This window comes from Deefgea salmonis (assembly GCF_020531905.1).
Taxonomy (GTDB): Bacteria; Pseudomonadota; Gammaproteobacteria; order Burkholderiales; family Chitinibacteraceae; genus Deefgea; species Deefgea salmonis.
Genome location: NZ_JAJAWG010000006.1, coordinates 147,212 through 160,199 on the forward strand (window position 1 = coordinate 147,212; position 12,988 = coordinate 160,199).

The window sequence follows — 12,988 nt, forward strand, 5'->3', positions numbered from 1 at the left end:
AGTTGTCATTATGCTCAATGCACTGCAACAGCAACTCAGCAAAGGACAGGAACGACGTCAAACAGCGCCGATGGCCGCGCATGCGACTTTAGGCAATATTGATCGCGATCCACTCGAACTTTTAGTGGCCAGTAGCCAAGGCCGAATTGAGCGCTTAGTTCCACTGCGCTATGGCCGAATGCTGGTGTCGCCATTTACCTTTTTCCGTGGCGCAGCCATGCTGCAAGCGCATGATTTAGCAACGACGCCATACAGCGGCATCATTCAACAAATTTGTGGTGATGCGCATTTAGCTAACTTTGGTGGCTTTGCTTCACCCGAGCGCACGCTATTATTTGATCTGAATGATTTTGATGAAACCCACCCGGGGCCTTGGGAATGGGATCTCAAACGCTTGACGGCCAGCTTTGTTTTGGCTTCACGCAGTTCTGGGTTTTCTGCCGCAGCGGCCGATGAAACCATCTACCGTTTGGTACGTAGTTATCAACATTGGATCGGGCAATACGCCGAACAAGGTGCGATGCAAATTTGGTACGACCAAATTAGTTATGAACGATTATTGGCCCACACAACCGACAAAGACGCACGTAAGCAACTAAGCAAAGAAATGAAGCGTGCCCAAAAGCGCACCCACGAACGTTTACTGCCCAAAATCAGTAGCAAGGTGGATGGCCGCTGGCAAATTAACGATGAATTGCCGGCTTTATTTCATATTTTTGGGGAAAACTGCATTTTTGGTGCGCAAGAGCGGGAAATTTTACTGGGTAATCGCCAAGCATTAGCTCAGCAGCTTTTCAGTGAATATCAAGAAACCATCAGCATCAGCCACCGCCAATTATTATCCCGTTTTACGATGCAAGATCTGGCTTGCAAAGTCGTCGGCGTGGGCAGTGTCGGCACGCGTTGCTTGGCCTTACTGATGACCGATGAGCAAGATAAGCCCCTGTTTTTACAAATCAAAGAAGCGCGTCCTTCAGTGCTCGCGCCGTATGTACCCAGCGGCGTCTCAGCGTATCGCAATGAAGGGCAGCGTGTGGTGGTTGGTAAGCGCTTGATGCAAGCGTTTAGCGATATTTTTTTGGGCTGGTCTAGCGCCGGCAACCATCATTTTTACTTCCGCCAATTGCGCGATATGAAAATCTCCCCCGCTATCGACAGCTACACCCCATCAATGATGACGCTGTACGGTGAGTTATGTGGCTGGGTGCTGGCTCGAGCGCATGCGCGCAGCGGTGGCTTTGCGGGTGAAATTGCGGGCTATCTGGGTGAAGATGATGAATTTGCCATGACCATGATGCGCTATGCGCGCAACTATGCCGATCAAAGCGAACGGGATTACGCGCTATTTCAAGCTGCCTGCAAAAGTGGTCGACTACAAGCACAATCAGAAGCCGATTTTGTCAGTAGCATTAGCAGCCAAGCCACTTAGCGCAAAATTACAGCGCCAATAACAACCCAAGCGAAAGCGCCTCGCTTGGGCTTAATTTACAGCGGCGATCAAGCACCTTAGACGGTAGCGACAGGCAAGGGCAGGCATTCAATGCGAGTCAGACTGCCATTTTGCAAGCGGAAAAATGCATCTTGCGGCATATCTTGCCCCCAAAGTGCTGCGGGCGACAATTGAGCATAGATCCCCCGTAAAATACGCCCTAACAAGCCATGCGCCACCACAATGAACTGGTCCGGCAAGGTGTCATCGGCCAACCAGTTTTCCAGTCGTTGCACCACATCGGCATAGGGCTCACAACCGGGTGCTTGAAAATACCAATCTGGTAGTGCTGACAAGTGAGGGTATTGCGTATGCAAGGTTTGAACTTGTTGCTGCTCCCACTCACCAAAACCGACTTCAATCAAACGAGGTTCTGGTTGGATACTGCGACTGGCTAAGCCAAGCTCGGCGCAAACCAGTTCTGCAGTCTGCATAGCTCTGCCCAGTGGACTGGCGAACACTGGCCAGTTGTCCAGCGAGCCAAGCTCTGCCCGTAAAGTCGCGCCCATCGCCCGCGCTTGCGCCACACCTAGGTCAGTCAGCGCGGAATCACAATGCCCTTGCATGCGACGTTCGAGATTCAATTTCGTTTGTCCATGCCGCAGCAAATAGATGGTACGTGACATCAAAAGCCCCTCAGATCAAAAGGGACAAAGTGTAAAACCTTTTAACTCGAAAGCCCAAGGAAATAACACCAGTGCTTGACAATACGCCCATTAGGTATTGACCTGCCAAGCATAATTTTAAAGCCTTGCATCGTAATACCAATCATTATTTGGCAATGTTCAGATTTGGTGTTGATGCTGTGCCGCGCTCGTCGAGCTGGGGCTTAAAATCCCGTTTAAGCGCACCGAGTGCGAAGAGAGACAAACAGTTTTATCGTTTGGCTCACGACAATCGAGGGCACAGCGGAGCTGGGCGCGCTCGGGTCGCCTTTCTTTTCCCCCATTTTAGCTACGCAGAAACTTCGTTTTCTTTGGCGAGTCAAAGAAAATGGGGTCCCCGTCGCGGACTGCGACTGTAAACAGCCGTGCCGCAGGCACTTAAAACCATCAACACGTAATCTGAACATTGCCCATTATTTAGCCTGATATTTTTCGCAAAATTCGACACCCCGAAAATGACCGAGAAATTCAACATGCCAGCCAATATGGCATAATTTTTAAACCGAGCTGATGATGCGTTTACTGCAAAAACCAATAAAAACCGCATATTTGTCGGCACGGGCTCGCCCGCGAAGGCGAGCTAAATAAAAAAACCGTCGTGGGCAAGCCCGCTGCTACGCCGCTTTTCTGAAGCACAGACATAATCAAGCAAACCTTTATTGCATGAGCACCGAATCAGCGCCGATCAGATCAAACCCTTCTATCTTTGCCGCCCTTACTTTTTGCTGCAAATAGTGATTCATTCCCTGCCGGGTCGCCGCTTCGTGTAAATACTGCGCGATTTTATTTTGCACCATCGCAAAGTCTAGTCTTTTACCGAGCAGCTTGTGCTCACAACGTAAGATATGTAAACCAAATCGCGTTTCTAATAAGCGCGGTGAGATTTCTCCCGCTTGCAGCGCAAACACCACTTTATCAAATTCAGGCACCATCTCGCCGCGGGAAAACTGCCCTAAGCTGCCCCCCACCTGCCCCGATGGGCAATTTGAATACTGCCTAGCGCATTGCTCAAATAATGCCGGATTTTGCAAAATATCGGCCAGAACAGACTCAGCCTTGTCCCGGAGTAATTCCAAAGGAACCGTTTCACTCACTTGAAATAAAATATGACTGGCCGTCATTAATTCACCCTGCACAAATGTCGTTGGGTGCTGTTCATACCATTGCAAACAACTGGCGGCATCCGCCTGTGGCACTTTGACTTGGCGCTCTAATAAATTACCAATGACTTCATCGTCATCTTGACCTTCAATGCCGAGTTTTTGAGCTTCTTGCAGTAAAACTGCCCGCAAAATCACCTCTTTGACCACCTCATCGAGTGTTTTTTCCGGCTGAGCTTGATGCTCTAATTGAATCGAAGCATCCGTAATATCCACCCCATTGACCGAGATTCCCATCGCTATTTCCTTATTCATTAGCCAATAAAAACGGCGAACTCAGTTCGCCGTGATCATATTGTCGTGCAATTTAAGCGCGAGGACGCACCAACTGCCAAGCTCGTCCTAGATAAGTCACACTAGCAAAACCACTCCAGACATGCACCATACGAGTAAATGGGAAGATAATAAAAAAGGTCATTCCAAAGAATATATGCAGCTGAAACACCAAAGGAGAGCCAATCACAAAAGGCGCAGCATCACCACGAAAGGTCACAATGCGCTGTGCCCATTCCATAAACATCACCATCATATCGCCATTTAAATGCGCCATCGACAATGGAATTGTCAATAAACCTAAGCCTAAAGTCACCAACAACCACAGCAATACTACTTTATCTCGCATTGGTGTCATCGCAGCCAAACGCTCATTGCTAAAGCGGCGATAGAGCAAAATCAGCAAACCAATAATCCCTAAGCCACCTAAAATCCCCCCTGCCGTCATTGCCAAGATTTGCTTTGCTTCGTGGGTCACGCCCAAGGCTTGCCATACCACCATCGGCGTGAGTAGGCCGCCCAAATGCCCCAAAAACACGCCAATAATCCCGATATGAAAGAGGTTTGAACCTAAGCGCAATTGCCCACGATGAATCATTTGCGTTGATTCGGATCGCCAAGTGTATTGCTCGCGCTCAAAACGAACTAAAGAACCCAAAAGAAAAATAGTCAGCGCGATATAAGGATAAATACCAAAAATAAAATATTGAAGGTAGTCCATCTTCAAGCTCCTTGTGAGGCGCCAGCGGGGGCAGCCGTACGTGGATAAAACTGAATCGTTTGCGTTGTTGTGGCCTGATGACTCAAACTCGGGCTAAGCAGTGGTTCAATGCCGTCCACCCCACTACCAAATTGCTCCATCACCTCATCCATATCTCGAACTGGTGGCTCTGCCAATGGCAAAGGCTCAACGTCTGTTAAGCTACGTAAAGCCGTAAATACACCGTGATAGGGACTATTTCCTTCACCGAGTTTGTCACCAATCCGTGCGATCACATGAATCGATTCACCCAAAAATTCAGCGGCAGTCGCTTCATCGGTTTGCCCCAAAAATTCGAGAAACATGGGCAAAAAATCCGGCAATTCATCGGCAACCACCAAAAAATTGTGATTGGTATATTCCTGCATCAAGCTCACCATTGCCGGACCCCGCTCTCGGCTTTCACCATACACATGCTCAAATAAATGCAAACTACACGTTCGATTACGATCAAAAGTCGCAACATAATTTTCTTGCAGTTCAATCAAATCATGCTGCGCCAAATAAGCCAAAAGCGGCGTAATCGAAGTCTGCACTTCGGTCGAGCAATGCTCTAGCTCTGCATGAATCTCAGGCAAAGCCTCTAGCAAGGCGCTTTCGGGGTATTGCAGTAAAGCCGATAGTATTTGATAGCTTCGCATAGATACCCCCTATTCTTCTTGAGTTGATTTTTTGCGTGATTTTGGCATCTCGACAAAAATAATCGACCCTTCTTTTTTCTTGCCAAACAAAGTCCCAGAAGAAACGCCCGTCGAGCAGCCATTACCAAACGTAAAGCCGCAACTGCCTTTTTCATTAAAACTATCTTCAACCACTTCTTTATGGCTCGATGGAATCACAAAGCGATCTTCATAATTGGCAATCGCCATGATTTGGTACATATCATCAACTTGTGCTTGCGTTAGCCCAACTTGTTTTAGCACCTCCAAATTGTCGACTTTATCAACCGTTTTGCTACGCATATAAGCGCGCATCGCGAGCATTTTATCCAGCGCCGACAACACCGGTTTCTCGTCCCCCGCAGTGAGTAAATTGGCCAAATATTTCACTGGAATTCGCAATTCTTTCACATCGGGCAAAATACCATTGCGCCCCAAAACACCACGCTCAGCCGCAGCTTGAATCGGCGATAAAGGCGGGATATACCATACCATCGGCAAAGTGCGATATTCAGGATGTAATGGAAATGCCACTTTCCACTCCACCGCCATTTTATACACGGGTGAGCGTTTAGCCGCGTCAAGCCACGAATCAGAAATGCCTTGCTTGCGCGCTTCTTCAATCACCGAAGGCAAATTAGGGTCGAGGAAGATTTTGAGCTGTGCTTCGTATAAATCTTGTTCATTGGCCACGCTGGCTGCCGCTTCGATTTGATCGGCATCGTAGAGTAAAACGCCTAAATAACGAATCCGGCCAACACAAGACTCAGAGCAGACGGTTGGCTGGCCGCTTTCAATGCGGGGATAACAAAACGTACATTTCTCCGCTTTACCTGAATCCCAGTTGTAATAGATTTTTTTATACGGACAGCCCGATATACACATCCGCCAACCACGGCATTTATCTTGATCAACCAATACAATGCCATCGTCTTCGCGCTTATAAATAGATCCCGATGGACAAGACGCAACACAAGCAGGGTTTAAACAATGCTCACACAAACGCGGTAAATACATAATGAAAGTGTTTTCAAATGTCGAATACATTTCTTTTTCGATGTCTTTAAACAGCTGATCTTTACTGCGTTTTGAAAACTCGCCGCCTAGATCGTCCTCCCAATTGGGACCCCATTCGATTTTGTCCATTTTCTTGCCCGTCAACACCGAAATCGGGCGTGCTGTTGGCGGTGTTTGCATTTCGGGGGCATTTTGCAAATGCTCGTAATCGTAAGTGAATGGTTCGTAATAATCATCAATCTCGGGCAAGTTCGGATTGGCAAAAATATTGGCTAAAATCCGTAGTTTGCCACCTTGACGCGGCTCGAGCTGACCTTTGGCATTGCGCTGCCAACCCCCTTTCCACTTGCTTTGGTTTTCCCATTCTTTGGGATAACCAATCCCAGGCTTGGTTTCTACATTATTAAACCATGCATATTCAACACCATCGCGACTAGTCCACACGTTCTTACAAGTGATCGAACAGGTGTGGCAACCGATGCATTTATCGAGGTTAAGGACCATCGCTACTTGAGCACGAATTTTCATAACGATCTCCTCACGCCTGAACTTTATTGAGCGGCTGTTCTAACCAATCAACATTTTTCATTTTACGAATAATCACGAACTCGTCACGATTACTCCCCACTGTGCCGTAATAATTAAAGCCATAAGCCAATTGGGCATAGCCACCGATCATGTGCGTCGGCTTCATCACCACTCGCGTCACCGAATTATGAATACCGCCCCGCTTACCCGACATTTCAGCGCCAGGCACATTGATGATTTTTTCCTGAGCGTGATACATCATCGTCATCCCATCAGGTACCCGCTGGCTAACGACAGCCCTTGCGGTTAATGTACCGTTCACGTTAAAGACCTCAAGCCAATCGTTATCGACAATCCCCGCTCGCTTGGCATCGCCTTCGGACAACCAAATATGCGGACCACCACGACTTAAAGTGAGCATCCGCAAATTATCGGAATACGATGAATGAATCCCCCATTTTTGGTGTGGCGTGATGAAATTAAGCGTGATTTCTGTTTCACCATTAGGTTTTTTACCCAACATGCTGGCGGTGGTTTTTAAATCAATCGCGGGCTTATACACGGCAAAGCCCTCACCAAAATCAATCATCCAGCGATGATCTTGATAAAATTGCTGACGACCCGTCAGCGTGCGCCATGGGATTAGCTCATGCACATTGGTGTAGCCTGCGTTGTAGCTCACCTCTTCTGATTCAATCCCTGACCATGTTGGACTGGAAATGATTTTTCTCGGTTGCGCCTGAATATCACGGAAACGAATGGTGTCGTGCTCACGTGGCAACGCCAAATGGGTATGCTCTCGTCCAGTAATTTTACCTAAAGCCGCCCACGCTTTGACTGCAACATGGCCGTTAGTTTCGGGTGCGAGGCTCAAAATCATCTCGGCAGCATCGATCGCCGTTTCTAATTTAGGCTGTCCATTGGCCGCTTTGCCATTAAGCTGCAATAGTTGCTCAACTTCTTTTCCGGTTTGCCAAGCAATGCCCTTGCCACCATTGCCTAATTGACTCAACAAGGGGCCAATCGTGGTGAATTTCTCATAAATTCGAGAGTAATCGCGCTCAACCACGGTCATTTGTGGCGCAGTTTTACCCGGAATTAAATCGCATTCACCATGCTTCCAATCTTTAGGTGCAAATGCCTGCCCCAACTCACTCGGGGTATCGTGCATAAGCGGAGTCAGCACCAAATCTTTTTGTATTCCCAGCTCAGGCCCTGCCATTTCGGTAAAGCGTTTGGCGAGTAATTTGTAAATTTCCCAATCGCTTTTCGCCTGCCAAAGTGGCTGCACGGCTTCTGAAAGTGGATGAATAAATGGATGCATATCTGACGTATTCATATCGTCTTTTTCATACCACGTTGCCGTTGGCAGTACGATATCGGCGTACAAACAGGTGGTACTCATTCTAAAATCAAGCACTGTCAATAAATCGAGTTTGCCCTCAACTGCTGGACGAATTTTAACTTCTGACGGTTTAATGCCGGTCGCTTCATCATCAAACAAGGCATTTTGTGTGCCAAGTAAGTACTTGAGAAAATACTCATGACCCTTACCCGATGAGCCCAAGATATTAGAGCGCCAAACCATCATATTGCGGGGGAAATTACGCGGATTATCTGGATCATCGCATGACATTTTTAATGCGCCAGACTTCATATTTTCAACAGCATAAGCGACAGGATCTTGACCGGCCTCTTTGGCTGCACGGGTCACTTCAAAAGGATTTGTTTCTAATTGCGGGGCAGAAGGCAGCCAACCCATACGTTCCGATTTGGCATTAAAATCGATTAACGACATCCCCTCAAACTCAGATTTTGCCGTTGTAGGACTGACGATTTCATCGACGGCCAGCTTTTCATGCCGCCATTGGCTGGTGTGAGCATAAAAGAAACTCGTGCCATTCATTTGCCGAGGTGGCCGAGTCCAATCGCCAGCAAAGGCCAGAGGCGCCCAGCCTTGTTGTGGACGGAGCTTTTCTTGCCCAACATAATGCGCCCAACCGCCACCGCTTTGACCGACACAACCACACATCATCAATAAATTAATAATGCCGCGATACGTCATATCCATGTGATACCAGTGATTGAGCGCGGCACCGACAATCACCATGCTCTTGCCTTGCGTTTTATCGGCATTATCAGCAAATTCACGCGCAACAATCTCTACATCAATGGCTTTAACACCGGTGTGTTTTTCCTGCCATTTTGGCGTATATGGAATATCCATATTGTAAGAAATAGCGACATTTTCGCCGCCATGACCATTATCAACCCCGTAATTGGCCAGCATCAAATCATAAACCGTTGCCACCAAGACATTACTGCCGTCTTTTAGAGTGACACGCTTAACGGGTACATTCCTTTGCAAAACTTCGCCGTGCTCACTGCCAAAATATGGAAATCCAACACTCACGATTTCATCGGCCTTATCCTTAAGCGAAAGTAAAGGATCAATCTCTTGGCCTGATGTTGATTTTAATTCGAGATTCCATTTGCCAATTTGATCCCCTGTCTCACCCCAGCGCAAACCAATTGAGCCATTCGGGATAACAATCTCACCCGTGTTTTCATCAATCAGTAGCGTTTTCCAATCTGGATTATTGGTGCTTTCATGCGCAGATAAATGCGAAGCACGTAAGTAATGATCACCCACCCAGCCTTGACCATGATCTTTAAGCATGACCAACATCGGGAAATCGGTGTATTGCTTACCGTAAGATTTAAAGTAAGCGCTTTTACCTGTTTTGTGAAATTCATTCAAAATCACATGCCCCATCGCCATTGCGAGGGCGGCATCAGTGCCTTGTTTCGGCGCCAACCATATATCACCAAATTTGGCCATTTCACCGAAATCACTTGAAACAGCAACCGTTTTAGTGCCCTTGTAGCGAACCTCGGTATAAAAATGCGCGTCGGGCGTACGCGTCATTGGCACGTTAGAACCCCATACCATCAAGTAAGTTGAGTTATACCAATCGGCTGACTCTGGTACATCGGTTTGCTCGCCCCAGACCTGCGGACTGGCTGGCGGCAAATCGCAATACCAATCATAAAACGAAAGGCAAACACCACCAATCAAACTCAAATAGCGGCTACCTGCGGCATACGACACCATCGACATCGCCGGAATCGGTGAAAAACCGACCACTCGGTCAGGACCAAATTCTTTGATGGTATAGGTTTGCGATGCCGCGATGATTTCAGTGGCTTCATCCCAAGTTGCACGAACAAAACCACCTAAACCACGAATAGATTTATAGGCTTTTGCTCGTTCAGGATTTTGACTGATGTACTCCCAAGCGGCGATTGGCGACATGGTTTTGCGCGCTTCGCGCCACATTTTGACTAATCGCCCCCGAATCATGGGGTATTTAAGGCGCTGCGCTGAATACACATACCAAGAATACGAAGCGCCCCGTGGACAACCACGTGGTTCATGATTGGGGAGATCTGGGCGAGTACGCGGATAATCGGTTTGCTGCAACTCCCAAGTAATCAAACCATTTTTTACATAAACTCGCCAGCTACAGGAACCCGTGCAATTCACACCATGGGTCGAGCGCACGACTTTATCTTGCTGCCAACGAGCACGATAAGCATCTTCCCACTGGCGATCTTCAACAACAACTGCGCCATAGCCATCAGCAAAAGTTTCTCGAGTACGACTTAAGAATTTCAAACGATCTAAAAAATTACTCATGGACCCTCCAACATACAGCAGTCAGTGTGATAGGCATTGCAACTTGAGCTGAACACCTTAATTCTTAGTCAGCATAAAATGCTTGCCGGATAATTCAATACCGTGATTTAGCAAGGTAGCGGTGCATTTTTACGGGCATAAAAAAACCAAGTAATGCACAAACACAGCGCATAAAACACGATAAAGCAATACATGGCGACTTCGGGACCCCCGGTGTTTTTCATCGAAAGACCAAAGCTTTGTGGAATAAAAAAGCCACCATATGCGCCAATTGCACTAATAAAACCAGCCGCTGCTGCCGACTCTTTTAAGCCATCTAATCTAGACTGCTCAATGGCTGCATCGCCTTTGCCTTGCGCTTCACGTCGGCATACCGTGGCAAAAATAGTTGGAATCATTTTGTAAGTTGAGCCATTGCCGATGCCGGTCAAGGTAAACAAGCACAAAAACATCGCAAAAAATCCAGTCCAATTACCGCCGACTAATTGGCCTGAAGCATCGTGTGTGGGTAAAAAGTACAGCACACCTAAAACCGCGATGACCATGCCAAAAAACACCGCCGCTGTGACTTTAGCACCACCTAATTTATCGGAAATAGCGCCGCCAACAGGACGAATCAAAGCGCCAATTAAAGGCCCCAAAAATGCATAGGTTTTGACACTAATTTCAGGAAACATCGTCTTAGTCAACAAGGCAAAAGCACCCGCAAAACCAATAAAACTACCAAATGTACCTAGATACAAAACACACATAATCCAATTGTGTTGCCGTTTGAAAATCACCGCCTGCTCAGCAAATGAAGCCCGCGCATCGGCAATATCATTCATGCCAAACCATGCGGCAATCGTCGCAATCGCAATCAACGGCACCCACATAAACCCAGCATTTTGTAACCATAAGGAATGCGATACACCGTCTTTTAAGTAGGTTTGTGCTTCACCGCCAAACACGCCCATCAAAGGCAAAGTCACCGCCAAAGGAATTAATAATTGCGCGAGAGACACCCCCAGATTGCCAAAGCCGGCATTCAGGCCATTGGCTGAGCCCTTTTGTGCGGTTGGAAAAAAATACGCAATATTGGCCATCGAGCTGGCAAAATTGCCGCTACCTAAACCACACAGCAAGGCGATGGTGAGCATGACCGGATAGGAAGTGCTGGGATCTTGAACGGCAAAACCGAGCCACAAAGCGGGGATCAGCAATAGTCCAGTTGAAATCGTGGTCCATTTACGCCCGCCCACTAAAGACGGCATAAAAGAATAAAAAATACGGAGTGTGGCACCAGATAATTGCGGCAAGGCCGTTAATAAAAAAAGTTGTTCTTTGGTAAAGGTAAACCCAGCGTTAGGCAGATCGAGTGTGACCATGCTCCATAACACCGAGATAATAAAACCCAAGGTCAGGCATGGAATAGAAATCCAAAGATTGCGCTTAGCGATGGATTGCCCCTCTGATTGCCAAAAAACTGGGTTTTCAGGTTCCCATCGTTGCAACAGCCCTGCTTTTGCCATTTTTATCCCCTTTTTTCGATTTGATTTTAGCTCGTCAGCGAATGATGCCTAGACTCATCAGTAGCTCGAATTTCCTTTCATTTCAAGCGCACGACGTAATTTAGCTTGACCAATGGTGATCGCTGCGCAAGGCTTGAAGCCCAAAAAACATCAAAAACAAAAGCAACAAGTAAGAACAATGAAAAAAAATAAAAACAAAACGCCCGTAAACTTACACCACAAAAACAAATACTAAATTCAAACTGTCTAAAAGTATTGTAAATAATGCAGGGTACCTCTTTGTTGCTAAAGTCTGATGACTCTGGATCTTCTAATCCGCGAAAGCGGTCCGAACACACGAACAGCCGCTCGCCAACAGACGCTGACGACATCTACACCTGCAACTGGGTCGATCCAATGGTATTGAGCCACACGCAAGGCGTTAAAATAAACATCACCTTGACTTCGCTAGCGCTCATTTGATCACTCAAAGGTTTTATGCAACGCCGTACTTTTTTATCCTTACTCGCCAGTTTACCCAGCACCGCTTTTGCCCAATCTTCACTGCCTGAGCTGCAAGCTGAAGCCAATCGACGTCGCGGTATTTTTTTGGCGCAAGTCCGCCAAATGGCCATCGAACAAGCCCCTGCGATCTACTTCAGCGCCGCCGATCCAGTATTTGGCAGCGCCACTGCGCCACGAACAGTTTTGGTTTTTACTGATTTTAATTGCCCCTACTGCCGCAAAATGGATGCACTGCTGCAGCAAGTAGCCCAAGCATGGCCCAACGCACGGTTTGTTTTAAAATGGCAAACCATGATGGCCGAGAGCAGCGCCAGTGCCGCCAACTACGCGCTGCAGGTTTGGCAATCGGCGCGCGCGCAATATGGGCCAGTTCATCAAGCCTTAATGCAATCGCCCATTCCCATCACGCAACAAGCCATCAACGACATCGCGCAGCGCACCCAAACTCAGCATTTACTGAATTTGGCCGAGCCCGCAGCGCTCAAAGCGAGCGTGCAGCTCGGACAGCAATTGCGGGTATTTGCCACGCCGAGCTTATTGATCGGCAGCAAAATGATGGGCGGCATGACGGATGCCAACACGCTCAAAGCCACGATTTTGCAATGGCCACTCAAGCCGTAAGTGCGCCATTTATTGCACCATGCATCGCTGACTACGCCTTGATCTGCCGCGAAAAGCGCTTCAGCAGCGGCGGCAAACCCAACGTCAACAGACCCTAGCCT

9 protein-coding genes are annotated in these 12,988 nt (G+C 47.6%); 2 read left to right on the forward strand and 7 right to left on the reverse strand.

Annotation, left to right across the window (positions count from 1 at the left end):
- Positions 1 to 10: 10 nt before the first annotated feature.
- Complete coding sequence (locus LG219_RS10780) at positions 11 to 1,429, forward strand: DUF2252 domain-containing protein (protein ID WP_226764496.1); 1,419 nt, start codon at positions 11 to 13, stop codon at positions 1,427 to 1,429.
- Between the two features lie 77 nt (positions 1,430 to 1,506).
- On the opposite strand, the gene LG219_RS10785 is transcribed toward LG219_RS10780, so the two are convergent.
- From LG219_RS10785 to LG219_RS10815, 7 genes are all read right to left on the reverse strand, one after another.
- A complete protein-coding gene (locus LG219_RS10785) occupies positions 1,507 to 2,115 on the reverse strand; it encodes a histidine phosphatase family protein (protein WP_226764497.1) in 609 nt (202 codons plus the stop codon).
- A 695-nt stretch (positions 2,116 to 2,810) separates the two neighbouring features.
- Positions 2,811 to 3,551 (reverse strand): peptidylprolyl isomerase, encoded by a 741-nt coding sequence (locus LG219_RS10790; RefSeq protein ID WP_226764498.1) that lies wholly within the window; start codon positions 3,549 to 3,551, stop codon positions 2,811 to 2,813.
- A gap of 70 nt (positions 3,552 to 3,621) precedes the next feature.
- Positions 3,622 to 4,308 (reverse strand): respiratory nitrate reductase subunit gamma, encoded by a 687-nt coding sequence (gene narI / locus LG219_RS10795; RefSeq protein ID WP_226764499.1) that lies wholly within the window; start codon positions 4,306 to 4,308, stop codon positions 3,622 to 3,624.
- 2 nt (positions 4,309 to 4,310) lie between these two features.
- Positions 4,311 to 4,988, reverse strand: coding sequence for a nitrate reductase molybdenum cofactor assembly chaperone (narJ, locus tag LG219_RS10800; RefSeq protein WP_226764500.1), 678 nt, complete (start codon positions 4,986 to 4,988; stop codon positions 4,311 to 4,313).
- Between the two features lie 9 nt (positions 4,989 to 4,997).
- On the reverse strand, positions 4,998 to 6,551 hold the full coding sequence (gene narH / locus LG219_RS10805; protein WP_226764501.1) for a nitrate reductase subunit beta: 1,554 nt from the start codon (positions 6,549 to 6,551) through the stop codon (positions 4,998 to 5,000).
- 10 nt (positions 6,552 to 6,561) lie between these two features.
- Positions 6,562 to 10,251 carry a nitrate reductase subunit alpha gene (locus LG219_RS10810; RefSeq protein WP_226764502.1) on the reverse strand — a complete coding sequence of 1,230 codons (3,690 nt, stop codon included), beginning with the start codon at positions 10,249 to 10,251 and terminating at the stop codon, positions 6,562 to 6,564.
- A gap of 107 nt (positions 10,252 to 10,358) precedes the next feature.
- Positions 10,359 to 11,762 carry an MFS transporter gene (locus LG219_RS10815; protein ID WP_226764503.1) on the reverse strand — a complete coding sequence of 468 codons (1,404 nt, stop codon included), beginning with the start codon at positions 11,760 to 11,762 and terminating at the stop codon, positions 10,359 to 10,361.
- A gap of 477 nt (positions 11,763 to 12,239) precedes the next feature.
- Here LG219_RS10815 and LG219_RS10820 point away from each other — a divergent pair, with 477 nt between their 5' ends.
- Complete coding sequence (locus LG219_RS10820; RefSeq protein ID WP_226764504.1) at positions 12,240 to 12,887, forward strand: DsbA family protein; 648 nt, start codon at positions 12,240 to 12,242, stop codon at positions 12,885 to 12,887.
- Positions 12,888 to 12,988: the final 101 nt, after the last annotated feature.

What these genes read in the sequence shown, in the direction of transcription:
- narJ (WP_226764500.1), bottom strand. Translation starts at nt 4,988, where the DNA reads ATGCGAAGCTATCAAATACTATCGGCTTTACTGCAATACCCCGAAAGC.
- LG219_RS10815 (WP_226764503.1), bottom strand. Translation starts at nt 11,762, where the DNA reads ATGGCAAAAGCAGGGCTGTTGCAACGATGGGAACCTGAAAACCCAGTT.
- LG219_RS10810 (WP_226764502.1), bottom strand. Translation starts at nt 10,251, where the DNA reads ATGAGTAATTTTTTAGATCGTTTGAAATTCTTAAGTCGTACTCGAGAA.
- LG219_RS10790 (WP_226764498.1), bottom strand. Translation starts at nt 3,551, where the DNA reads ATGGGAATCTCGGTCAATGGGGTGGATATTACGGATGCTTCGATTCAA.
- LG219_RS10785 (WP_226764497.1), bottom strand. Translation starts at nt 2,115, where the DNA reads ATGTCACGTACCATCTATTTGCTGCGGCATGGACAAACGAAATTGAAT.
- LG219_RS10820 (WP_226764504.1), top strand. Translation starts at nt 12,240, where the DNA reads ATGCAACGCCGTACTTTTTTATCCTTACTCGCCAGTTTACCCAGCACC.
- narI (WP_226764499.1), bottom strand. Translation starts at nt 4,308, where the DNA reads ATGGACTACCTTCAATATTTTATTTTTGGTATTTATCCTTATATCGCG.
- LG219_RS10780 (WP_226764496.1), top strand. Translation starts at nt 11, where the DNA reads ATGCTCAATGCACTGCAACAGCAACTCAGCAAAGGACAGGAACGACGT.
- narH (WP_226764501.1), bottom strand. Translation starts at nt 6,551, where the DNA reads ATGAAAATTCGTGCTCAAGTAGCGATGGTCCTTAACCTCGATAAATGC.